At 42.4% G+C, this 24,556-nt stretch carries 21 protein-coding genes; 7 read left to right on the top strand and 14 right to left on the bottom strand.

What is annotated here, in order from left to right; genetic code table 11:
* Positions 1 to 40 precede the first annotated feature (40 nt).
* From AB0756_RS18810 to AB0756_RS18780, 7 genes are all read right to left on the bottom strand, one after another.
* A complete protein-coding gene (locus AB0756_RS18810) occupies positions 41 to 976 on the bottom strand; it encodes a UDP-glucuronic acid decarboxylase family protein (RefSeq protein WP_050045916.1) in 936 nt (311 codons plus the stop codon).
* Positions 977 to 1,268: 292 nt separating this feature from the next.
* Entirely contained in the window at positions 1,269 to 3,419 is a 2,151-nt protein-coding gene (locus AB0756_RS18805) for a cation:proton antiporter domain-containing protein (RefSeq protein WP_038084467.1), read from the bottom strand.
* A 142-nt stretch (positions 3,420 to 3,561) separates the two neighbouring features.
* Positions 3,562 to 4,218 carry an HAS-barrel domain-containing protein gene (locus tag AB0756_RS18800; RefSeq protein ID WP_038084466.1) on the bottom strand — a complete coding sequence of 219 codons (657 nt, stop codon included), beginning with the start codon at positions 4,216 to 4,218 and terminating at the stop codon, positions 3,562 to 3,564.
* A gap of 90 nt (positions 4,219 to 4,308) precedes the next feature.
* On the bottom strand, positions 4,309 to 4,500 hold the full coding sequence (locus AB0756_RS18795; RefSeq protein ID WP_038084475.1) for an NAD(P)H dehydrogenase subunit NdhS: 192 nt from the start codon (positions 4,498 to 4,500) through the stop codon (positions 4,309 to 4,311).
* A 141-nt stretch (positions 4,501 to 4,641) separates the two neighbouring features.
* The gene (rodA, locus tag AB0756_RS18790) at positions 4,642 to 5,946 is read right to left on the bottom strand and encodes a rod shape-determining protein RodA (protein WP_038084464.1); all 1,305 of its coding nucleotides are present in this window, start codon (positions 5,944 to 5,946) and stop codon (positions 4,642 to 4,644) included.
* Positions 5,947 to 6,020: 74 nt separating this feature from the next.
* Complete coding sequence (locus AB0756_RS18785; protein ID WP_038084461.1) at positions 6,021 to 7,091, bottom strand: Mrp/NBP35 family ATP-binding protein; 1,071 nt, start codon at positions 7,089 to 7,091, stop codon at positions 6,021 to 6,023.
* 145 nt (positions 7,092 to 7,236) lie between these two features.
* Positions 7,237 to 7,743: an SRPBCC family protein gene (locus AB0756_RS18780; protein ID WP_038084459.1), complete on the bottom strand. Its 507-nt coding sequence runs from the start codon at positions 7,741 to 7,743 to the stop codon at positions 7,237 to 7,239.
* A 289-nt stretch (positions 7,744 to 8,032) separates the two neighbouring features.
* Here AB0756_RS18780 and hemF point away from each other — a divergent pair, with 289 nt between their 5' ends.
* Both hemF and AB0756_RS18770 read left to right on the top strand, forming a co-directional pair.
* The gene (gene hemF, locus AB0756_RS18775; RefSeq protein WP_038084458.1) at positions 8,033 to 9,070 is read left to right on the top strand and encodes an oxygen-dependent coproporphyrinogen oxidase; all 1,038 of its coding nucleotides are present in this window, start codon (positions 8,033 to 8,035) and stop codon (positions 9,068 to 9,070) included.
* 207 nt (positions 9,071 to 9,277) lie between these two features.
* Positions 9,278 to 9,646 (top strand): STAS domain-containing protein, encoded by a 369-nt coding sequence (locus AB0756_RS18770; RefSeq protein WP_038084456.1) that lies wholly within the window; start codon positions 9,278 to 9,280, stop codon positions 9,644 to 9,646.
* A 42-nt stretch (positions 9,647 to 9,688) separates the two neighbouring features.
* Here the strand turns inward: AB0756_RS18770 and AB0756_RS18765 are convergent, their stop codons facing one another.
* On the bottom strand, positions 9,689 to 10,285 hold the full coding sequence (locus tag AB0756_RS18765; RefSeq protein ID WP_038084453.1) for a chromophore lyase CpcT/CpeT: 597 nt from the start codon (positions 10,283 to 10,285) through the stop codon (positions 9,689 to 9,691).
* 128 nt (positions 10,286 to 10,413) lie between these two features.
* Between AB0756_RS18765 and psb29 the strand changes: the two genes are divergently transcribed.
* Positions 10,414 to 11,097 (top strand): photosystem II biogenesis protein Psp29, encoded by a 684-nt coding sequence (gene psb29 / locus AB0756_RS18760; RefSeq protein ID WP_072040759.1) that lies wholly within the window; start codon positions 10,414 to 10,416, stop codon positions 11,095 to 11,097.
* A gap of 59 nt (positions 11,098 to 11,156) precedes the next feature.
* Here the strand turns inward: psb29 and AB0756_RS18755 are convergent, their stop codons facing one another.
* The 3 genes from AB0756_RS18755 to AB0756_RS18745 all read right to left on the bottom strand — a co-directional run bounded on the left by AB0756_RS18755 (position 11,157) and on the right by AB0756_RS18745 (position 13,281).
* Positions 11,157 to 11,519: a phage holin family protein gene (locus tag AB0756_RS18755; RefSeq protein ID WP_038084449.1), complete on the bottom strand. Its 363-nt coding sequence runs from the start codon at positions 11,517 to 11,519 to the stop codon at positions 11,157 to 11,159.
* Positions 11,520 to 11,809: 290 nt separating this feature from the next.
* The gene (locus tag AB0756_RS18750; protein ID WP_038084447.1) at positions 11,810 to 12,469 is read right to left on the bottom strand and encodes an ExbD/TolR family protein; all 660 of its coding nucleotides are present in this window, start codon (positions 12,467 to 12,469) and stop codon (positions 11,810 to 11,812) included.
* A 32-nt stretch (positions 12,470 to 12,501) separates the two neighbouring features.
* Positions 12,502 to 13,281 (bottom strand): MotA/TolQ/ExbB proton channel family protein, encoded by a 780-nt coding sequence (locus AB0756_RS18745; protein WP_038084472.1) that lies wholly within the window; start codon positions 13,279 to 13,281, stop codon positions 12,502 to 12,504.
* A gap of 211 nt (positions 13,282 to 13,492) precedes the next feature.
* Here AB0756_RS18745 and AB0756_RS18740 point away from each other — a divergent pair, with 211 nt between their 5' ends.
* Both AB0756_RS18740 and AB0756_RS18735 read left to right on the top strand, forming a co-directional pair.
* Complete coding sequence (locus tag AB0756_RS18740) at positions 13,493 to 13,807, top strand: YkvA family protein (protein WP_038084445.1); 315 nt, start codon at positions 13,493 to 13,495, stop codon at positions 13,805 to 13,807.
* A 153-nt stretch (positions 13,808 to 13,960) separates the two neighbouring features.
* Positions 13,961 to 14,758 carry a sugar phosphate nucleotidyltransferase gene (locus AB0756_RS18735; RefSeq protein WP_038084443.1) on the top strand — a complete coding sequence of 266 codons (798 nt, stop codon included), beginning with the start codon at positions 13,961 to 13,963 and terminating at the stop codon, positions 14,756 to 14,758.
* A 156-nt stretch (positions 14,759 to 14,914) separates the two neighbouring features.
* Here the strand turns inward: AB0756_RS18735 and AB0756_RS18730 are convergent, their stop codons facing one another.
* Together AB0756_RS18730 and AB0756_RS18725 are read right to left on the bottom strand one after the other, a co-directional pair.
* Complete coding sequence (locus tag AB0756_RS18730; protein WP_038084441.1) at positions 14,915 to 15,796, bottom strand: RpnC/YadD family protein; 882 nt, start codon at positions 15,794 to 15,796, stop codon at positions 14,915 to 14,917.
* Positions 15,797 to 16,208: 412 nt separating this feature from the next.
* Positions 16,209 to 19,424 (bottom strand): glycoside hydrolase family 15 protein, encoded by a 3,216-nt coding sequence (locus tag AB0756_RS18725; RefSeq protein WP_038084440.1) that lies wholly within the window; start codon positions 19,422 to 19,424, stop codon positions 16,209 to 16,211.
* Between the two features lie 357 nt (positions 19,425 to 19,781).
* On the opposite strand from AB0756_RS18725, the gene AB0756_RS18720 reads away from it, so the two are divergent.
* Positions 19,782 to 19,919, top strand: a complete 138-nt coding sequence (locus AB0756_RS18720; RefSeq protein WP_167844703.1) for a hypothetical protein — start codon at positions 19,782 to 19,784, stop codon at positions 19,917 to 19,919.
* Between the two features lie 1,651 nt (positions 19,920 to 21,570).
* Entirely contained in the window at positions 21,571 to 22,920 is a 1,350-nt protein-coding gene (mgtE, locus tag AB0756_RS18715; RefSeq protein ID WP_050045917.1) for a magnesium transporter, read from the top strand.
* A gap of 72 nt (positions 22,921 to 22,992) precedes the next feature.
* Here mgtE and AB0756_RS18710 read toward each other — a convergent pair whose 3' ends face one another.
* Positions 22,993 to 24,492: a family 10 glycosylhydrolase gene (locus AB0756_RS18710; RefSeq protein ID WP_038073233.1), complete on the bottom strand. Its 1,500-nt coding sequence runs from the start codon at positions 24,490 to 24,492 to the stop codon at positions 22,993 to 22,995.
* Between the last annotated feature and the right edge of the window lie 64 nt (positions 24,493 to 24,556).

Below are 24,556 nucleotides of genomic sequence, written 5' to 3'. Positions count from 1 at the left end.
AATTTATGGTTCCCAGAGCTAACAGTTTTCTTGCCATTAGCTATTGGCCATTTTTAATGCGCTCGCGAAAATCTTCTACAGTCAGTTTTAACCCCTGTTGCAAAGGAACGCTAGGTTCCCAATTTAACCAAGTTTTTGCTCTTGTAATATCAGGGCGGCGACGACGTGGATCGTCAGAAGGTAGTGGCTCAAACTGAATTTTTGCGTCAGGGTTAACTAAGTTTTGCACCGCTTGGGCTAACTCCAGAATTGTATACTCATCAGGATTTCCCAAATTCACTGGACCGACGTATTCGTTATTCATCAGACGCATCAGACCGTCTACCAAATCAGAGACATAGCAAAAACTGCGGGTTTGCGAACCCTCTCCATAAACAGTCAGAGGAGTTCCCCGCAATGCTTGAACCACAAAGTTGCTAACGACCCGACCGTCATTTTCCAGCATTCGAGGTCCGTAGGTGTTAAATATTCTGGCAACACGGACATCTACTTTGTTTTGTCTGTAGTAATCAAAAGCCAAAGTTTCTGCAATGCGTTTTCCTTCGTCATAGCAAGAGCGAATTCCAATAGGATTCACATTACCCCAGTACTCTTCACTTTGAGGATGAACGTTTGGATCTCCGTATACTTCACTTGTTGAAGCTAACAAAAATCTTGCTTTGACACGCTTAGCCAACCCCAACATATTCAACGTACCCATCACGTTGGTTTTAACTGTTTTTACGGGATTGTACTGGTAATGTACTGGGGAAGCAGGACAAGCCAAATGGTAAATTTGATCGACTTCTAATCTAATTGGCTCGGTGATGTCATGACGGATCATCTCGAAATATGGGTGATCCAACCATTTCAGGATATTACGTTTGTGTCCTGTATAAAAGTTGTCAAGGCAAATCACTTCATGTCCATCGGTTATTAACCGATCGATAAGATGGGAGCCAATAAACCCAGCACCGCCTGTTACCAAAATTCTCATAGTTTACCAGTTACTAACAAATGTTTGCTTTCTTCGCTTGCGCTTGTACTTAGATTACCCAGGCTTTAAACAAAAATACAGCAAAAGAAATATGCTTTTTTCGAGAGTTCTGGATGGATGTAGCTAGTTGCCCCTGGATGAGCGCTTGTTATCTGTGTACTCGCGGGTCTTAACAAGACATAAAAAAAATAACAAACATTGTCTGCTTGTTGTTAGTGTTTAACCTAGATTTTACAAACTCTTTATAAAAGTAAAGTTTGTTAACGTATTTGTCACGAATATTGAACGCTGATTACACAATCCCCTCAGACATGGCTGCTGTGGTTGTCGGAACATTAGCCGGTACAGCTGCTGTTTGAGTGCGTTGGGGTTCTCCAAGCATGACGATGGAACAAGTGAGTTGATTAGCCAATTGAGTGGTGACATCACTAATTGCTAACCTATCGGGGCTAGTACGATTGCGGACAAAAGGCAATACGACTAAATCAAATAATCTAGCTGCCTGTAAAATTGCTTGAGCGGTATTCTCATGAGCTAGAATCTGAATCTCTGGCGGGTTTGGTGTCCCAAGTTTAGATATAGTGAGCGAGAGTTGCGATCGCCGCCAAGCAATTTTACTTGAACTGGTACGACGTTCGCAAACATTCAGCACGGTCACTTGTGCTTGATTTGCTTCTGCTAAAATTTGGGCAAACTGTACCGATTGTAAAGAAGGTGGCGTCAAATTTTCTAATGGAACTAAAATCCTTTGAATTTTACTTGGTGAATCAACCAAACGAGTGACAGCTACCGGGCAATGAGAAGACCATAGAACGCTATCAATGACATTACCAAACAAACGTGCTTTTAACCCAGTCCGTTTACCCCAACCCATGACAATCAAACTTGCTTTTTGTTCTCGAGAAGCCCGACTAATTCCGTGAGCAAAAGCATCGTCTATTCGCATTAAGGGTTGAGCCTCAACACCCATAACTTTACTCAGTGCTGTTGCTTTTGCTAACAACCTTTGACTTCGTTGAACGGAGGCTTCCACGTGCGGAGCATCCATATGAGCAAAAGCCGTTGCGATCGCGAGGGGGACAATCTTACCATGTGTTTGCCGTGCCAGCAGTACCGCCATTTCAATCAGGTGTTGCTGTGTTTGGGGATTGTACACGGGGACTATAATGGTATACTGACTTTCTCGTTCCTCTGACTTTTGCTGAGGAGGTACAATTGGCTTCTGCTCTTTGCACGGTGGAGAAGTTAAACCTACAGCTGCGCGATTCGTTATCAGCGGTCCCAGTATTGAAGTCAACAGCATCAAAATAATAATGCTGTTTAGAATCTGAATATTTAGCAATTTAGCTTGATAACCAACCAGTGCTGCTGCTAACGTCGTTCCTACTTGCGGTATTGACAGCGACCACATTGTCATGACTTCTTGCCAAGTGTATCGGTAAGTTACCTTTGCTAAAAAAGCCGCGATAAATTTAGCGATCGATAAACCAACAACAATCAGAACCGTTAACCCTAAAGTCTTAAAATTGGTTGTCAAAGAAGGTAAATCGACCTGCAAACCCAGATTCACAAAGAAAATCGGAATAAATAATACATTGCCAATGAATAATACCTTATCTTTAGCCGGACCTTCTCCCACTGTTTCATTAACAGCCAAACCAGCTAAGAAAGCTCCGAAAATCTTGTCCACGCCAACGATCTGCGATCCTACAAAAGTCACAAATACAGCAAGAATCACAAATAAAAATTGATTTCCTTCCTCATCCCCCGAGCGGCGAAAAAATTCTTTACCCAACCAATCAAAACCTACTAGAACGACAATTGAGTAGACAATTAAAGAACTAATTAATCCAACCACTAAGTTATAGTTAAATTGCTCGGCTTTATGAACGGCTAAGCTAATCGCCAAGACTAGTAAAGCACCAAAATCAGTAACAATAGTGGCTCCGACAGTAACAGCTACAGCTTCATTATTGACAACACCCAAACGACCAATCATGGGATATGCAACCAAAGTGTGGGAAGCCAATAAAGAGCCAATCAAAATAGCCGCATTCCAATCAAAGTTAAAAATTCGCCCTATAGCAGTTCCTACTAGTAAAGGAACTATAAATGTAAAAAATCCGAATCCCAACGAACGATTTTTTACCCGATGAAATTGTTGTATATCTACTTGTAACCCCGCCACAAACATCAGGTAAACTAACCCAATATATGAGAGTAAATTTATGACGGCAGAATCTTGACGCAAAATATTGCAGCCATGAGGTCCGAGGACTAACCCAGCAAGAAGCAATCCTACTAATCCAGGCAATCGCAGCCGCTCAAACAGGATTGGTACAACTAAAATGACTACCAACAGAATAGCAATGGGAACAATAGGTTCCTTGCTAAGAACTTGGAAAGCGGGTTCCAAAGCAAGAACTTGTAATGTGAGTTCCATAGGTAGGACGCAGAAATGGCAATAGAGGAGCTTCGAGCGAAGTGTCTCTTATTTATTAAAACTTAACAATTTGCAAATTTACCCTGAAAAGAAATAAAAATTTTCCTTACACTACCCAAACGATTATCTAAAAACTAACTACCTATGGGTGGATTTGGCTTAAGATAAATCGCAGGCGATCGTAATCCTCTTTAAGCAGTACACTGAGAGTACGTCCTGCTTTTACAAGCCATTGTCTGTCGGCTTTGCGTAGCTGATATACATCTCTAATAGCCGCTGCAGTTAGAGAATCTACTGGAGCACCACTGATAGAAAGCAATGTCTGTAAAAAATCAAGTTCTTCGGTGAATTTAATTATCTTTTCCGGTTCGCAGCGATAAACTGCTTGATGGATTTGAGGTGGACGAGGTGGTAGATATTGGTAAATTCTACCGCTAACAAACGTATCATTTCCCGGTTGTTCAAACCCCACAATTGCAGCCCGAAACTCGGTTTTAAGCATAGCAAAAATTTGAGGTTGCTCCGAGCGCAAGTCTTCTAGTGACAGACCCAACGCTACTGCTCGATGCACCGAATCTATGGGCATAGTTGTCACATGATAGACAACGCCATAAATTTGATTCCCGGATTCTTCATCCAAAGAACGAACCCAGCTACCAAAAGGAGGCATTGAGGGAAAACTTAAATCATCAGGTTCCAAACACTGAGCTAAAAACTCGCAAGTTGACGTTTCTATCACCTCAGCAATATGGTTGGGATGACGATTGCTTCTATCAAACTGTGGTAGGGGAAGGCGCATAAGACAAGGATGAAGGGTAAAGGATAAAGGATAAAAGACGGAGGATAGGAAGTTTTATACTTTATCCTTCATACTTCATCCTTCATAGTTTTACTTTTTCTTTCGTGCTGTTGTTTCTACAAGTTCCAACTCTGAAAGACGAAATGTAATTAACTTATCCCAATTACCACCTTCAAATAGGACAGCTACTTTTCCATCACTCACCCGTTGCACGAGACCTTCATAGCGATAGTAAGTATCTGCGGGATTCTTGACACGAACAGTTGCTCCAGGCAGAAGAATCATCGTTTTTACCCTTGCTTGCTCCTACCTCTAGCTTATACTAAATTGCTAATGGCTAATGGCTAATTGCTAATTGTTCTTTTATTAGCCCGTCTTCCATCAGCACCAAGCCAGCCATTAGCCACTACCCATTAGCCAAAATTAATACTTCTGTCGCTGGCGGAAATTGGCAACCGACTCAACAAGTCCCAAAGCAATAAAGTTTTTCAGCATGGCAGAACGTCCGTAACTCATCCAAGGGAGAGGAATTCCCGCCACTGGTGCTAAACCAACAGTCATGCCAATGTTGACAACCATTTGGAACACGATCATGGATAACACACCTATGGCCAAGAGCGAACCAAAATTATCTTTAGAAGTTTGAGCAACGTGTAGCAGGCGTTGACAAACCAAACAAAAGACAAAGAGAATGACCAAGCAGCCAATAAAACCAAATTCCTCACCTACAGCTGAGAAGATAAAGTCTGTGTGCTGTTCCGGAACGAAATTTAACTGAGTCATGGGACCTTTAAAAAGACCCCATCCCCACCATTCACCAGCACCAATAGCAATACGGGACTGGATGAGGTGATATCCTGCTCCCAAAGGATCGTGTTCGGGGTTGACAAATACGGTTAATCGGTCTTTTTGATATTCTTTTAATACGTGATTCCACGCAAAAACACCCAACTCCCCTCCCAAAAGATTGAGAGACAAAGCACCTATACCGCCAAGCCCGTATCGCCGCCAAGGAAGAGTTAAAAAACCAAGCAATCCCATGGCAAACGACCATAGCAAGCCCAAGGGTGTCAAAGTGAAATCACCAAATAACGCTATGGAGAAAGGCCAGTGTATGCCAAATAGAATACCTGCAAAAATAGGGGAAACTAGCAGTATCAACCAACCGGGGTTAGCGTTTGCCCAATACAACATCCCCAAGACGATCGCACCAAATACAAGAGATGTTGCTAAATCTGGTTGCAAAAACACCAAAGCCCAAGGCACTGCGGTAATTCCTAAAGCTCTAATAACATTATCTAAATTAGAAGCAGTGCGTTTGTGTAACATCACTGCTAAGGTAATGATTAAACCTATTTTGGCGAATTCTGAAGGTTGTACGTTAAAGCCCGCAACGCTAATCCACCGCTGTGCGCCTTTAGCACTGTGACCAACCAGCATAACTGCAATCAAGCTAGCGTTTGTTATGGCGTATGTTATCCAGTGCAACTGAATTAGGTTCTCATAACGGCATCTAGAAATGAAAAGGGCTAGGATGAGACCGATACCGCCCATCAGCCAATGCCACCACCAGTCCGTGAGACCCTGGTTCAACTCTGTACTGCGGATCATGACACCGCCAAATACGGTCAGGGCTACTGGTAATACAAATAACAACAAATCTACTTGTTGCCACGGTTTAAACCAATACTTCCAGCGAACTCTAGGAAGCGAACGTTTTAACAACATTGTGGAATTTTTAAATATTTTGAATTAATTATTCGCTATTTATGTTGCTTCAACCAGACAAATTTTGACAATTTTTAGGTCAAAGCAGCAACTGATACTTTACCCGCAATAGCAAGAGCGATCGCACTTAAAGCTTTAGCACTTGCTGAGCCTGGATCGGAAACAACAATGGGAATACCACTATCACCACCAATTCTGGTGGAAATTTCTATAGGTACGCATCCTAGTAACGGTACCCCCAATTCAGCCGCAGTTTTAGAACCACCCCCAGAACCAAAAATGTCATACTGTTTATCTGGCATATCTGGTGGGATAAAGTAGCTCATATTTTCTACTATTCCCAAAATTGGCACATTCATTTGCTGGAACATTCGCAAGCCCTTACGAGCGTCCAATAGTGCTACAGTTTGTGGAGTAGTGACAATAACTGCCCCTGCCATTGGAACTGCCTGTGCTAGTGTTAGCTGAGCATCACCCGTTCCGGGAGGCATATCTACAATCAAATAGTCTAACTCTTCCCACTCAACTTGGTAGAGAAATTGGCGAATGACGCCATTCAGCATCGGTCCGCGCCAAATAACGGGTTGATCCCGGTCAATCAAAAATCCCATAGAGACGAGTTTGACACCATGATTGAAAGCAGGTTCTAGAATTTCTCCTTTTGGTGTTGACCTTACAACCATTTCAGCATCACCAAGACCTAGCATAGTGGGATCGTTAGGACCGTAGATATCGGCATCAAGCAAACCAACTTTTGCTCCTGTCTGTGCTAACGCAACCGCTACATTAACGGCAACTGTACTTTTACCGACTCCTCCCTTACCACTAGAAACTGCAAGAATATTTTTGACACCTGGAATTCCATTGCGATCGGGTAAACTTTTTTGCTGGGGTGTTTCTGCTGTCACCTCTACAGAAACATTTGTGACACCCGGTAGCTGCTTAACCGCTTTTTGACAATCTTCAACAATAAATTCACGCAAAGGACATGCAGGAGTTGTCAGTACTAAAGTAAAGCTAACCTGACCGCCATCAATTTTGATGTTGCGAATCATATTCATTTCAACCAGACTTTTGCGGAGTTCTGGATCTTGTACCGGACGCAACACTTCTAAAACTGAGTGAGAATCGAGCACGTCATACATAGTCTTTGTTTGCCTTATTGTTGCAACAATTTTTTACAAAAAGTTCTTGTCTATTTAGAATCTTAACTTTATTGGGGAATTGTTAGTTGTTAGTTGTCGATTGTTAGTATTTTTATACTACTAACCACCAACCACTAACAATTCACTAAAAATCAAAACAACTATCCTTGATAGACTTTGTTTGTCCTGACACCTCAGCCGCTTCAACTAACGCTCTTGCAACACGATCTGCATAAGGGCGGGAAAACGACCAAATCAGAGGTGAGAGCCAACCGCGTAATGTCACCGAGTAAGATAAACAAGTTCCACAGACACTAGACTCAATTTTGTAAGTAACTCGTTCCTCCACTCCGGGAATAGCTAGCACTCGTATACTCAATAATTCTCTAGGATTCACACTCTCCACAAAAATCCTAATAGGAATGGGAGACAAACGCGTAACTGCTTGATAAATTAAACCGGGTTTTGGAACTAAGCCATAGGGGACGTTAGTACTTTTAAGTAGTGGATGCCAAGAAACATCCGCTATATCCACCACTTTTTGCCATAATTCATCTACAGAAGCAGAACTGATCTCTCGATACGTTCGCACCAGAGAAGCGCAAAACAGACGACGTTTGCGATGGACGAATTTGGATAAACAACTTAGCATCTTCCTAGTAGTCCTCCTCGCTACACGCTACAACTGGTAACTTTGACACAGTGAACATCTGCTCTGTCGTTAAACTTCGCATTTAACTTTCTCAAAATTTCCCTATAGATAGCAAGCCATCTGAAGAATGAAGTATGAACGACAAAGGCGTTTGCCAAATTGTCGAAACAATACTTAAACTTTACGCAACCACAAATAAGTTGAGAAAAATAAACAAACATACAAGCTTACACGCATTTGAGAGAAAATAACTAAACTGTAGTCATGCCAAACACTTGTATTAGAGTTTATGTTGACCAACGCCCAAATCCCAACTTTACCAGTAGAAACCACACAAACCCTGCCGGCTGACGCTAAAACCAGAGTCAGTCAGTTTATGAAACAGTTACAAGACCAAATTTCTCAAACGTTGGCAGAACTCGATGGCATGGGACAATTTCACGAGGACTCTTGGGAACGCCCAGAAGGTGGCGGCGGACGCTCTCGTGTCATGCGTGAGGGTGCAATATTTGAACAAGGCGGTGTAAATTTTTCGGAAGTTTGGGGTTCTCAATTGCCGCCCTCTATCATAGCTCAACGTCCAGAAGCGGCAGGGCATGGTTTTTATGCCACAGGTACTTCAATGGTGTTACATCCCCGCAATCCTTATGTGCCAACAGTTCATTTAAATTACCGCTACTTTGAAGCGGGACCTGTGTGGTGGTTTGGAGGCGGAGCAGATCTCACACCATACTATCCTTTTGCTGAAGATGCAGCACATTTTCACAAAACACTCAAGCAGGCTTGTGATGCAAATTCTCCAGATTATTATCCGGTGTTTAAGCGTTGGTGTGACGAATATTTCTACCTCACACACCGGAAAGAGACACGCGGTGTTGGCGGATTATTTTTTGATTACCAGGATGGACGGGGAGCTTTGTATCGGGGTCCCCATAAAGATAGTGCGGCTGCTGTTTGCAGCAACGAAATTGGGGAATTAGCACCCCGCAGTTGGGAGCAACTTTTTGCTTTTATACAAGATTGTGGGAACGCTTTCCTACCATCCTATTTGCCAATTGTGGAAAGGCGACACAAAATGGAATACGGCGATCGCGAAAGGAATTTTCAACTGTATCGCCGGGGAAGGTACGTAGAATTCAATTTGGTATATGATAGGGGCACAATTTTCGGGCTGCAAACCAACGGACGCACCGAGTCTATCCTGATGTCACTTCCACCCCTGGTGCGCTGGGAATACGGCTATCAACCCGAACCCAATTCTCCTGAAGCGGAGTTATACGAAACGTTCCTCAAACCGCAAGATTGGGCAAACTATTCTAATTCGTAATTCGTAATTCGTAATTCGTAATTAATCAAGAATTGCGAATTACCCCAATCCCCAATGCCAAATTAAGTAAGTTAAACTACTAAAGGTAAGCACCTAGCAAAAATAATGACAGAAAGATCTGTAGCTTTGTCATATAGAGCTAGGGCCAGCGATAGTCCACTTTACTTGAAATGAGAGGATGTTTGAGGAGTGCTAAGGGGAGACTCAGTGATTCATATCGATCAGCAAACTTATACAACTCAAGATGGAAATACGGTTATCGTTCTGACACCATCAGGACGACTTGATATCACTACAGCTTGGCAATTTCGCTTGAAGTTGCAAGAATGTATTTCCAAACTAAGCCGCCATGTGGTGGTTAATCTCGGTCAGGTCAATTTTATTGATAGTTCTGGGTTAACATCCTTAGTCGCCGGAATGCGTGATGCTGATAAAGTCAAAGGTAGTTTTCGGATTTGTAACGTCCATCCAGAAGCCAAACTCGTGTTTGAAGTTACTATGATGGATACTGTTTTTGAGATATTTGAAACTGAAGAGGAAGCCTTGGAAGGCGTACCTCGCAGTATCGCTAGTTAAATGCGTAGATTTTCGATTCAAATCTAAAATCCAAAATCAAAATTAAAACTGTTCTCGTTTATTGTAGCGATAAGGTCCTAAAATTGCACCCCAAGTAGCTTTTCCACTGCTCGGGTCAATCCCTTTGTCAAAACTCATAAATCGATCTTCAGTAGATTCAAAACCCAAAGAGATTTGTATAGTACTGCCACCATAAGTAAAACTGCAAAGAGTGTTTGCTGGTGGAGTGGCAGTAAACTTATAGCTATTAGGGGCTAAAGTATCCTGTTTGACATCTAATACGCAGCTTGGCAGCAATTCTAATTGGTCATAAGTGAGCCTATTGAGTAAATCGGGGTTGCGACCGGCACCTAGTAGAGCGGTGGGATTTTTAGGCATATAATATTGCGCTTTTAGGGGTGCATGAGTATTTTGTCCTTCGGTAAGACGTAAAATTCTCTGACGGTAAGGTTTATCAAGTTGGACAATATTGGCCTGTTCGGCAAAAATGGTGACGCTATCTTCTTGAAAAAGAGGCACTTTTCTATGCCACAGGCGCAAATGAACGTACCAAGCAGGATCTGCAAGAGCTTGTTCTCGATTATCAAACTCACCAAGAAGATAGCGAGCAAGGGTCAGTAGTGGTTGCGAGACAGTCATATTGTGTAGAAGCAAACAGCTATCGATCCCGAATTTTAGACCAGTTTGATACAAAGAGAAAACCCGAACTTGGCAAAGTTGCCCTAAAGCGAGAGAATAAAAATACGTCGCCCTTATAATTATGCTTTGTGAATAACGTCCGTACTGTCTCTGATACTAAGCGAACTTTCTACAACCTTCATACCCGCCCGATAAATACTATCTACCGTCGGGTTGTGGAAGAGTTAATGGTGGAAATGCATTTGCTGTCAGTCAATGTAGATTTTGGCTATGAACCAATTTATGCCCTGGGCGTCGTTACAGCCTTTGAGCGTTTTATGCAAGGCTACCAGCCAGAACGGGATAAGGAGTCGATTTTCAACGCTCTTGTGCGAGCGTTAGAAGAAGATCCGCAGCGTTACAGACAAGATGCTCAAAGATTACAATCTGTAGCGAAAAGTTTACCACCTTCGGAATTAATTGCGTGGTTAAGTCAACAAACGCATTTAGACAGGGATGCCGAGCTTCAGTCCTCGCTGCAAGAAATTTCCAAAAATCCAGCTTTTAAGTACAATCGCTTGTTTGCGATTGGAGTTTTTTCTTTACTGGAATTGTCAGACCCAGAACTTGTAAAAGACCAAAAGCAACTTACCGAAGCACTGAAAAAAATTGCTGATGGATTGCATCTATCTGATGACAAACTCAGTAAAGATTTGGAAATTTACCGTTCTAACTTAGACAAAGTGACTCAAGCACTAGCAGTGATGTCTGATTTGCTCTCAGCCGACCGCAAACGAAGAGAACAAAGAAGTCAGCAGTCTAGTACTAGTTAGTCATGAGTCGTGAGTCGTTAGCAGTTAGTGGTTCTTAGCTACTAACGACTTGCAAATTTTTAAACTCCTAACAAATGGTAGATTAAACTACTGAGAATAGAGAGCGTAAGAGCTCCTAAAATAGCGCTTCCCGCACCGTAACGCAGGCGGAAACCCGGTACTAACCGAGCTGCAATCCCAAAACTGACAACAGAGATAATAAATGTGAAGAAGCTCGATAACAAATTAAAAGTCAGAAAGTTGGGAACGGCAAATACAAGGCGTAGAAGTGGTCTGACAACTGCTGTTACAATTCCCAGAACGGCTGCGGAAATAAAAGCTTTTTCTGGTGAGTCAATTTCAACTCCAAATGGCAGCTTGCTAACAACAAATAAGCCAATGGCTGTTACCAGCCAAACAAGTAATAATGCCCCGATATTCATTACCACAACCTCTTAGCAAATGTAACTGGCAATGCTCCCTTTGGAAGTTACCCAAAAGGCGATAAGTGACGCTTAACGGCTATACAGCCGGATCGCATCACAAGGATTTCGATCTATTGCTTAACAAAGCCTGACATGAAATCAACAATTTGTAAGTTAGCAGAAATCTTTCTTTGACTGATATTTAATTTAGATCTCTTTAACTTTCACGCTCGTTCCCAGGTGAAGCCTGGAAACGAGAATAGGGCGGGCTATTCCCACCCTACAAATCCCGTATTCTGCATGCATTCCTACCTATTTCGAGCAGGATTCGGTTTTCCACCCGCAGGTACTTGAGGTAAGGAAGAAGAATTTCCAGATGGATTCACAGGAGTAATACTCCCTCCGGAAGGAATTTGGTTTGGTGCAGGTGGAGGATTAAACAGATCTGGGGTAACAGTATTTGGTAAACTTCCTCCCGGTACATTGGGATTATTTGGAAAAGAGGGAGAAGTCGGTACATTGGGATCTGTTGATTGACCTGAAGTACTGGGAATAATTCCCAAAGAAACGCGATCGCCTCCCACAGATCGCAATAGATCTAACATTTCGATAACATCGTTATAGGTTGCAGATCTAGAGGCATTGAGAACAAAAACCCCTTGTGGGTTCTTTTTGATATAGTCCTCTAAAGCGGACTTCAGTTGTTCGCGATCGATAGGCTGTTTTTCTACGTAAGTTTGACCAACAGCATCAATAGTCACAGGTAATATGTCCCGTCCTGCTTGCGATACGACACCAGCAGCAGATGTACCCGTTTTAGCTTTGGGTAAATCGATGTTAATAGCCTGCTGTCGAGTAAATTGCAAAGCAGCCAAAATAAAGAACGTCAAAATACAAAAGATGACATCAATGAGGGGAAGAATTTGAATTTGAGCTTCTTCAACAGGGTTATGTAAGTTAATTTTCATTTTATAAATCTCATGGTTATTAGGGCTTTTTATCAGCTATCGTTTGGTCTTGGAAGATCCGACTCTAATGGTGGTTCGGGAGTTTCAGTCAGACGACCTCTACCTTTTTTTCTGGGGGAGTTCAACCTATCTTGAGAATCTCGGATCGTACCCTGAGGGAGTGCCAAAGGGTCAGGTGCCATTTCTGCGTAGTTGGGAGGTGACTGACGGTACAGCAACTCCAACTCATTACCTGCTTTATGAAAAACCTTGATTTGGTTAACAACAAGACCTTGGAAAAGACGATAAAACACTAAACTTGCTATAGCAACAATCAAACCAAATGCCGTGCTAATGAGAGCTTGACCAATACCTGCAGGGACATTTGCTGTAGCTTCAGTACCTAAATCCCCAATTCGTAAATCTCCAAGAGAGCGGATCAAGCCCAAAACTGTTCCTAACAATCCTAATAATGGAGCTAGGGCAATGACAGCTTCCAACATTTTCTCTCCTCGTCGCATCCCAGCCAATTCATCTTCAGCTGTTGCTTCTAAAGCCAATCGAAAAGTTTCTGGATCGTTTTTCATTAAGCGTAAGGGAGCATAGAGAAATCTTCCCACGGGCTGGTCGATTCTCTGTTTGGCAATTTCACGCGCCTCTCTCCAATCAGTTTGGGCTGCATACAATACGCGCTCCACAATTTGCTTTTCTTGGTTTAATATCCGCAACCAGAACCACAAGCGCTCGAAAATGACACTTAAAGATAGAATCGATAGGGCAAGCAGTGGCCACATTGCCGGACCGCCCTTTTGAAACAGATCTAAGATATCCACAGTTTTCGCTTCCTCCATCCAAGGATAATGTATCTATGCCCAAAGCACTTTTATTTTAGAGATTAATGTACAACTTCAATAACTTGTTGTTAACATCAACGCTCGACACTGACATGTGGTGTAGCATATTCCAGACTAATTAGGACGGTTATTCCCACAGGAAGTTTAGGGCATATCTTGCCAGAATTAAAGGTAACTGGAGGATAAAAAAATGAATTTTTCCATTCAATCAGTTTATAGCTGGTATCGCAATACACTACGCAACCCAAAATACCGTTGGTGGATCGTTTTAGGAACTCTACTTTACGTCGTTAGCCCATTTGATATTGCTCCGGACTTTATTCCGGTTTTGGGGGAACTAGATGATGTAGTCATCTTAACTCTGCTGGTTTCCGAGGTATCCCAAATACTGATCGAAGGCTTTAAAGTCCGTCAAACCAAAGATGGGGTTCAAGCAGCAACTACGGCAGAAAATCCTACTTCTACTACAGAAACAATCGATGTCGATGCTGTTTCTGTTAAATAGTGCCTCTGACAGGGTAAAAATTCCGCAAACCTTCCTTTGACTTATGCTTGGAATAGCATCGCTCGAAGGAGGGATATTTTTTTGTTATTGGACGATGAGGCATTGTCTCCCATAGGATTATGCAAGAGTATAATTATGGAAATGCGATCGCCTATGAACAAGCGCCAAATTATCGGACTGTTGCCTGCTGGCGGACAAGCAAAGCGAATTTCTCCTTTACCACTGAGTAAAGAATTATATCCTATTGGCTTTCAAGACTTCGGGAATCAACAGGATTGCCGACCGAAAGTAGTTTCTCAATATCTGTTGGAAAAAATGCAACTGGCAGGTATTGAGAAAGCATATTTTATACTACGCCCTGGTAAGTGGGATATTCCGGCTTATTTTGGTGATGGCACTATGCTTTCCATGAACTTAGGTTACCTGATAATGGGTTTACCATATGGAGTTCCTTTCACTTTGGATCAAGCATATCCCTTTGTTCAAGATGCCATCATTGCTTTAGGCTTTCCTGATATTTTGTTTCAACCCGAAGATGCTTTTACACGGATACTCTCGCGTTTGGAAATGAGTGGTGCGGATGTCGTCTTAGGATTATTCCCCACACATCAACCTCATAAAGCGGGAATGGTTGATTTTGATAATATGGGTAGAGTACATCTCATTGTCGAAAAACCCAGGCGATCGCAACTGCGTTATATGTGGGGTATTGCAGTTTGGACGCCAGCTTTCACACTATTTTTACACGAGTACCTCATACCTCTTAAAGCAAAAAGTAACCTTTTGTCACAGCTACCAGAAATACCTATTGGCGATATTATTCAATCTGCTATTGAAAAAGGTTTTCACGTGGAAGCAGAAGCTTTTACCGATGGAACTTATTTAGATATAGGAACACCAGACGATTTAGTCAAAGCCGTGCATAAATTTAGTAGTTTTACAAATGGGTAAACCAAATAGGATGATACCAGAAATAATGGATAAAGGCTTGGCATAGTACGGGTAGGAACACCAGATGATTTAGTCAAAGCCGTGCTATATTTAGTAGTCTTACAAATGGATACGCTGAGTAGAGGCGGCTCTTAAAAAACCGCCCGCGCTACATTGTTATGACAAAAGAAGTTGCTGCAATTGGTCTAGGGAGTTCATTGTTTTAATTGCCTGTTGAATGCGCTTTAACTTTTCCAAATCAGTAATTTGAGAGATTTGTGGCATCAATTGCAAGCCCTCATTACCAAATTTGATTTCCAATCCTAGTTCAATTCCAGAGATGATTCCTCTACGTTCCCCACGTGCTTCCCCACGTGCTTCCCCACGTGCTTCCCCCTCTTGTAGTATTTGCTGATACCAGGGTGATTCTCTTAAAACCGCCATATCCCACCTCATGATTTGTTGTACTACCGCACTATCTAGTACGAGGCTAGCAAAAAATGCTAATACCGTTTCTAACTGATTTAATTCCTCGTTGTCTCGCAATTGTCGCAAAGCTTGTTGAATTGTTGATTCTTCAGATCCGCCTTTCAGAATTGGCACAAATGGCAGCAATGCAGGTAGTGGTTGCTCGAACACTATACTTACATCTACTTCCCACAGATTAATAACACGATAGTCTTGGCGAGCTTGTAATCCTGCAAAGCTCGACTCATAACGATTGGCAATTGCAGTATCGTCTTCTGTGTTTTTAAGAATATTAATCAGTACGGGATACGTCAGTAAATTATATTTTTCTTCTGCAAGGGCGGTATAAGCCCGCATCCGTTTAGGCATATTGGACTTGTAGCGCAGTTGTATCTCATTCAGTATGAGAAATTCTCCATATTCTGGGCTTTCAGCACGAATTAACACATCGCTTTCGCGGCTAATCCATTGAAATTCTGAGTTGAGAACTTCTTTTGTAACGATGTTAGGGAGTTGAGTCACCCATTTGACCCAATTATTTGGTGTCAGACTGATTAACTTTTTAGTGCTGATATCAGCAGATTTCGGCATGGATAGAACAGTTTTGTTGTTTCAATAACTGAATTGGATATTTTATCAGTAAATGTGCTGAAAAATGCCTCCCATTCATTGTTGTCGTAGTTTGAAACTCAACAAATTTTTGTTCAGTAACCATTTAGATAGGTGTGTTGATGTCCAAAATTCAACGCTTTATTGAAACGGTTAATCAATCCTTGAACGATGCGCGGATCTGTAGTTTGGAGTCCCACTTCGCGCTCACTGCTATATGTACCTGATGTGAGCGATGCGAAAGACTCAAGAGGAAGAGGAAAGGGAAAAAAGGCTACAGTCGTTCAGACTAGATTAGTCCGCCTGTGCAGACTTCATTTCTGTAGCCGCGATTTCCAAATTGCTAGGCTAAAAGGGGGTGAGAAACAGTTTCCCAACCCCCCGAGCACAAGAATTAAGCTGCCAAATCTTGACCGAATTCAGTCAAGAAGCGGAACGCCTTCACAATATAGCTGGCACATTCTCTAGGAGATGTGTTGTAAAACGATCGCCACGCACTGGCTTTGTCCTCATCATAGCGATCGCGTCTGTCGTGATGATTGTCCAACCACGCCAACCGGACTGCGTGACCGATTAACACATCCAACACGATGTATTCTTCAATTTGCAAGCTGGGGTTGCTAGATGCGATCGCAGCCAATTCCATCAATGTTTCAATACATACCTGCCTGTACTCAGGAGCTTCTATTTTATTCAACAGATGCTCGATTTGGAGAGCAAAGTTCTTTTCTCCTGGTGTCATTTCTGACAGAATTTCTTCACTATCTAAACGATTGCGTCGCTCCAATTTATCGCCAATCACCAATCCCTTACAATGTTCCATCACCAACCAAACCTGCTTAAAAAAGTCTTTAGGCACGCGCCCGGTTGTTCCTTCGGCTTGACGAAAACGCCGCCAACCACCTAATGGTATATCTTCTACTTCATCAATTAAAGTTGGTAGCACTACCCAATCAATATCACTTTCTTTTTGTTTGACGTGTAATGATTCTTGTTGACGTAACAAATTGCTCATACTGGAGTATTCATACAACACCTGACGCACTCTTGCCACCACCTCAAAAGGCGAAAGCTGCATCAAATGTTCGTAAGCTTCATCCTGAGTGACATCTAACTCCCGTGCCAATTCACTAGTAATCAGTAATATAATATACCCGATCCTGAGTGTGAGTAGCCCTTGGAAAAGTTCTGGTTCTGCTTTAATCAAAGCACTCAAATAAATGAGAATTTCTTGAGTGAGAACGCGATCGCGAATATCCTCTCGACAAAAGTCATTAATTTTCTCAACAATTTCACTATGAGACAATGGAGTCGTAATGAGTGAATCTTCGCTGTAAGCCTTACCAACAGCAATTTGCTTGCCACGGACTAAAATACTCGTTACCACATCCGACAAACCGATATCATTCATTTGTCGCAATCCAGCGGCGCGACGGACAACTGCCCAAAGCCCTGCATCTCCTGCTTTTGTATACACTTCATCTAACAAATCGCCCACAGTGACCGGACGCCCCGGTCCGCCAAAACCAGTATCAAACTCTAAACCTTGCAAACGAGTCAAAGTCTGTAACAACTCTATCTGTTCGTAAAGATTTTCTGACGCTCGCAAGGCAACAAGCAACAACCCAAGATCGGTTTCGCACTCCACCTGAAACTCTCGAATGTGTCCCAACTGCCAATTTTTCTGTGGATTGTACACTAAATAAGAACAGCGAGGTGTAGCATTTTGTACTGATGATTGAGAAAACTCGAAATCTTGGAGAACATCAATCCTTTGAGTGGCTGCAGTAAGCATCAACTGATTGAGCCGCCCTAATTTTACCCGTACACCATTACAAATACCGTCCTTTAGTTCTTGTATCAAGGACAGTAATGCCTCACTCCCTGTTTCTAACATGGTGTGAGTCAGCATTAAAGTAAAAGTGGGACGGCCTAACTCAGCACAGTATTTCTGAATATACGCCAGTTCACTTCTTATCTGATCCACCAAAAAATGACGATCCAGAGTTAAGTAGAACACTTGTGAGTCTGAAAACGAGGGTAAAAAGACAACTGTTTCACCGCGAATGCGAAAAATTTTAGATGTTGTCAAACTTCTCAGCCGTCGTACTGGACGTCCCGTTAAACCTAATTTATCGTTTCGCCCAATTTGGGTATACATTGCTGAAAGGTCAATTGCTTGCCTGATTTGAATTGGTTCTACTTGCTTGGGTGTTTGCGTTTCGATACCATAAACCGCCAGTTTTGCTTGTAAATCTTCATCTTCTGCAATTAAGGCAATTTGAACTAAAGGTTTCTGGTTTTTTCCAATGTACAAATACCTGCCCAAAGGATCGATATCACCAACAGCTATCAATCCTTCACTTAACATTTGACCGAGAAAATACAAACTTTGCGCCCACACAAGGGGAATATTTTCATTGGGTAAACGCAATTGACTGTGAGGTGCTTGTTTTTCTGCTTCTATTGACTCTTCAGGTACGTAATACAATTCTGGTAACAGACGCAAGCCATCTCGCTCAACTAATAAAGACTCCAAAAGCCCTTGATAGTATTTAGCTTGCTCTTGTTCGCCACGAAACAACCCGTCTAAAAAGAGATAGGTAAAAAATAAAGGCCATTCGCACTCAATCTTTTCAAACTGTTTGAGTTCAAAAGGTTCGTAGTGCAAGCGATTTGTATCTTCTAAAACTGTTTGGTGACCATCCCTCAAGAATCGCTTGCAACCATATTTTCCTTTCAGTTTCTTAATAATGTCGTTATGAGTCCGTTCTCGCAACGGCGCGTCTTCCACTGCAAAGGCTGGGAAACTAATTATGCTGAGCAATGCCGCATCAATTTCTTTTGAAGCCGATTCTCTAGGTAATAAAGATTCTAGAGTAATTCTAGCGCGGGCGATTTCATCCGGCAAAGCATGAATGACTGATGCTTGACAACCATGAACACCAAATAAATCTAAACCGTTGATAGCTTCCAAGGCGGCTTTTGCCATCCCTATCGAACTGGCATTTAATTCGGCATTACCGTGATTGATCTTGTTACCTCGCTCCCAAATACCGTAGTCTGGAGTACGATAAGCGCGTCCAATGTAGTACACCAAATTTTGAACGAAATTCACTTCATCAAAAGTGTAAATAATTTGCAATCCAGAAGCAGTCATCTGCGCCAGCATCAACAAAAAGATTGACGTTGCATCCAGTTGCAAGTGTCCCCATTCATCATCACCAACAACGATATCACCTGTTGCCGTGTTGTATTTAGCGTGTAAAGCATCTAAGGGGGCTTGAGTGTGTTTAAATTGCTCGACTTTGGCACTTTGCCGCATCATAGCAAACAACAGTCCCCGCATCAATTTAACAACACTGTGTTCTAACTCATACGTCCGTCCCTTGCTTTCATCAACCTTTCGGTATGCTAGCGCCAAACCCCAAACTGCCAGAATGCTGTAAACGTTATCGCGTACCCAGGCATCAGTATAGTCGCCGTGGGCAGTTATTGCTGTACTCGCTGGTAGTAAACCAGTCATCGGGTTCTGACGGGCAAGGATAATTGTCTTGATTTGATGATAATAATAATCAAGGCGAGTTTGCAGTTGAGCAGCTGTTTTCATACATGTCTTATCCAGGTTTTCGGAATAGCACCATTAGGCTGTGAAGTCAATTATGACACCAAACCAAATCCAGTTCTGAACCAGAGTTTTGGCTTGGGCGATGGTTAGCTGGAGGTAAGGCTTTCGTTTTTGATTCATTGGTTTTCTACGATAGAGAAAATATACTCTAAATTAAAGATTTTTTCAAATCTTTATCAGCAAGCAGCCTACTTTATCTTTATCTTTATACTGGCTCTGTTACCTATATATCAGGACAAAAATATAAGCAAATTCTCCCTTTCGTAAAAATCAAACAAAGAAGTTGTAATCCCATAAAACCCATCCCTCGATTAACTATAGATAAAGGAGAAGTCAATTATGTCTTTACGTTATAATCAAAACCAATCACCACTCGTAAAAGTTGTCTATACCCAAGTAAAAGTTAACGGCAGGCTCGAACTCATTCCACTAGAGTTATATGCCGATGGTTCTTTAAAACGTTCTGGAGATCGCTGACTGTTGACTGGTTAAAAAAAGATTTTTTAACTTTTGGCTATTGAAGACAATTTTATATTCCTCCTCGCTCATTCCCCCTATTCTAAAAAGCTTGGTAGGGGGTTTTTCTAATTGAATTTAGGAGGGGAACCTTTTCTTACACACTAAGGATATTACTCCCTTTCCGCTCTAAAATTTCACTGATTGTGCAGGGGTAGCAATGTTGGTGGGTATGCCTAACGCTGATAGATAATCTTCTGGCGGGAAGGAAGCAGCAATCTACTCTTCCAAGTTGAAAAAAGGGATAGGAATAATACCAATTTATACCTGACTTTGAAACAAAACTGATTTCCCGTTTCCGTCTATCCCTACCGTATATATATTAAGTCTTTTAAAGTTTTTTCTGGTGATTTCAATCTCCCTAGGGGTGTTTTCAAACGACTCGTTGAGCGTCCTAATTTTTTAGTTCCCCCTAAATCCACGCCACTTGCTACTAGTGGGGAAACCCGGATACCGATTTTCTAAGGAAAGACGCCCTCCTACAGCACTAGCGCCCCAAGCTCGTGGCTTCCTTAAAAAGGGAAACTTTACGAATATTTTAGCCTCCCCTAATAAGAGGGATTGGGAGAGCTAACACTTTGAAACACTGATGGGAGAGATAATCATTCAATGAAATGGTATGAGGATAAAAATAATGTTTATAGTGGACTCATTGAGACTCAAGAAAAAATTTGAATCTGATAACTTCCGGAAAAGATAGGGCATTACTTGAAGGTGTTAACACTCACTAAAGCTAGTTGAAAAGAGCGTTTATAAATAATATGGTGTAAGATTGACATAAATTAGCATTCGAGATTTACAACTCAACTAGCAGACTATTATAATTAACTTCATTTGGGAGTGAGGAATTTTAGCAAACCGTTCATCCTAAGATGAACAGCCACAGTATTGAAGGCTTCACATCAAAAAAACCTTCTAACTTGTTGGCGAAAACTCTAGGATCTTGGACAAATTGGTGATATGCGAACAGTAAACAAAGATCTTTGGGGTTGATAACACTACTCACCTATGACGTAGATACAAATCTCACCAAAATCAGATGGCTGTTACTAGATCTCGCGATTAAATGCTTGTAGCAGCTTCTGTTTTTGTTAGCGATGCGCTACGAGATTAGCTTGCCAAATTGTAGTCAGCAATACAAATGACCTCTAAAAATTTGATTCGTCGAGCTGACGCGTAGCAAGATTTTTCTGATTTCCTCAATGAAAAGTCATGGAGTTCCGTATGATTACACAATCTTTATTTTTGTGCTCAAACAAAGGCTACTTATTGCTTAGTAGAGATTTTAACATTAAAAAGCAGTCAAAGAAATTCAGTGATGGGGTTGACACAGATATTCACAGTAGTAGAATCTACTCAGATCCACAGACATCAGGGCAGTAAGAAATTTGGTTGTCTGGATATCAAAGTTTCCTATACTGAAGCTTCAGCATCTACCGGATCACACGGTTCCGGGTTAGTATTATGACTTAGCGATTCCATTTTATTTTAGGAATCGATGTTGATTTTTTGAGGGTTATGGACCAGAGCCCACAAGACGACGGCAGTACCAACCTCCTCTGAGCTGGCGAGTTTGTCTCCCAGCGCGGGGGAGACCATAGGAGGTTTTATGATGCTCACTGAGGATATTCGCAATTTAGCCATTGACATTGCAGACCTCAACCAACTTAAGTTGGATTTGAATGGTTTGCAACCTGTTGACGCCGGGGACTACATTGCACAATTGCCCAAGAAGAAAAGGGCGATCGCATTTCGCTTGCTGAATAAATGTCAGGCGATCGATGTATTTGAATACTTACCTCCAGACGTGCAGGAGGATTTGATTAATTCCCTACACGATATTCAAGTTGCCCAGATTGTTGAAGCAATGAGTCCCGACGAACGGGCAGAATTATTTGACGAACTGCCAGCCGGAGTTGTGAAACGGCTATTACAAACACTTAGTCCAGAAGAACGTCAAGCCACAGCAACCATTCTCGGCTATTCTGAAGGCACTGCAGGACGCGTCATGACAACAGAATACGTGCGCTTGCGGGAAGGACTGACAGTCGGGGAAGCGCTCAGCAAAATCCGTCTTCAAGACAAAGACAAAGAGACTATCTACTACGCCTATGTGACTGACGATAATCGCAAGCTCGTAAGTGTTGTTTCCTTGCGCCAGTTAATATTTACTTTCCCTGATGTCTTAATACGAGAAATAGCTAGCTCTCGCGTTGTTAGAGTCACAACAGAAACGTCTCAGGGAGAAGTAGGTCGTATTATGAAGCGGTATGACCTGATTGCCATTCCCGTTGTGGATCGAGAAGACAGACTTGTAGGAATCGTTACTATTGATGATGTCATAGACATTTTGGAAGAAGAAGCCACAGAAAACATTCAAAAACTGGCTGGCGTAAGTGGTGGCGATGAAGATGCATTGTCCCCTCCCCACGTAACTATACGCAAGCGATTACCTTGGCTGTTAGCAAATATTGTTTTGTACATTGGTGCAGCCAGCGCTATCTCACCTTTTCAGGGAGTCATTTCACAGGTGCCGGTTTTGGCAATCATCATGCCGATTTTAGCTAATAGCAGTGGCAACGTAGCCTTCCAAGTTGTGTCAGTGACAGTCAGAGGTATTGGCGTAGGAGAGGTCACACCAAAAGATACAATACCGCTTCTACGTAAAGAAGTATTGGCAGGTGTGGGTACAGCCATAGCATTAGGTATAGCCCTTGGCATACTTTCCCTCATTTGGTCGCCTCCTCAAGATCGCTGGGTCTCGGTAATAGCAGGAATGGTAATGATAGCGAATGTCATTTTAGCAGCCACCTTAGGAACGCTATTACCAATGGGTTTAAAGCGGATCAATCTCGATCCAGCCCTCATTAGCGGTCCCCTCATGACAACAACTTTAGATGCTCTTGGGTTTTTCACATTCCTATCGATGATCTCATTTGCTTTACACGTCTTCAGGGGGTAGAAAATTCGGCACAAGGTGCAGGGGGAAAACACTTGTTCCCCTTGTCTACCTTGTCCCCTTAACGACTATTCCCTAATTTCGGCAGAACTTGCGCTCGTTATCATGCTCTGGGTCTTGCCAAGAATAGGCAAAATGGCTAACTCCTCTTAATTGCGGAGTCGTTTGACGAAGTGCTTGCATTTGCGCTTCTAAGGATGGACGGTTGCTTACAGATTCTCCCCACTTACCGGCTAGAGCTGGAATAACTGTGGTGTTTGGTGATGCTACATTTAAAACTCGTTGTACTTGAGACACAATACAATCAGCATTAGAACAATTTGCATAAGACATGGGATGCCATTCCAGAGAACTTGGGAATTTATCCCAAGGTTGTAAGCGAGAGTCATACCCCCGACCCACCATTTGGTTCCCGTCGGGAAAGAAAACGGCACCAGCTGGAATTCCCGCCTGTTGTACCGGATAGGCAGCTAGATTGACAAAATCTAGAATGCCTTGCATGGCATGGGCAACGGATAGCTGCCATAACTCCACCTGCAGTTGTGGTTGTCTTTGGTCTGGAGGAATAATCGACTTTTGTTCTGTTGCGGAAGTGCGACCCTGCCACAAAGGTTCTCCTTCTTGAGGATAGAGTTGATCGACTTCAGCAATATCACCTGCTGTTACATATCCCTTACTTAAAAAACGCCGAATTAAATCTAGCCCTTTGTAATTCAGTGCGCGTTGAAACAAGGCTTGTTGAGTCGCATCACTGTACAACCATAAATCTGTGACTTTGGTTGCGATCGAGTCACTTCCTGCCTGTCTTGGGTAGCGTACATAGTCAAAGAGCACTCCATCGGGACGACGTCGCAACACCTCTTGCAGCATTTGGTAGTAGTCGCGTTTTGCTTGTAAGTTATAAGGGTCAATAAAAACTTGAGAATTATTATCTACAACGTATAAGCTCGTTTGCCCCTTACCATTACGAGCGATTGCTCCTTCCCGATCTGGACGCTGGGCGTAAGTATAGCCAAAATTAGTTGTAAACATCCAAGCATAAACCTTCAGACCTCGTTCTCGCCCTTTTTGAATAGCTTCCGCAAGCAGGTCTGTTTTTTCTGTCCCTGGTGTGCGAACAACGGAAGGCCAAATTGTTGGGTTAGCCCCTGTTGGTAGCAAGACTTGTCCGTCATAAAAAACTTCCAAATAAACTTGGTTGTAACCCTTGTTAACAATCCGATCCATAACTTGATCGATGCTTCCTTGGCGAGCATCACAAGGGTATAAACGCAACCAGATTGCTTGAATTTGTGGCCAATTGCGGTTTCGGCATTCCTGTAAATCTCTTGCCTGTGTTTGTACCAATTGCTGGTAGCGCTTTTGAGCAACTTGTTTGCCTTTGAGTGCTGACAAACGCAAGTTTTCTTTTTCTTGCGCTGCCTCTGGCGAAAGCTGGCAATACTCGGTTCGTTGCGCTTTTGCAGATTGATTGTCTATCCAAGGCATCAGCAACCCGGTAGTGAAAAGAGCAGCTGCTAACAGGTGTTGCCAAAAAAATATTGGTTTTACAACACTCAAAGAACGTTTAGACATACGTAGAACTATAAGTACAAAACAATCATCAACCTCAACTTGTATTCATTCAAATGAGATGTAT

Origin of the sequence: Tolypothrix campylonemoides VB511288_2 (genome assembly GCF_045999855.1) — a bacterium.
Classification (GTDB): Bacteria; Cyanobacteriota; Cyanobacteriia; order Cyanobacteriales; family Nostocaceae; genus Scytonema; species Scytonema bouteillei_A.
Note: the sequence above shows the minus strand (reverse complement) of the source record. Positions and strands in the feature narration are given on the sequence as shown.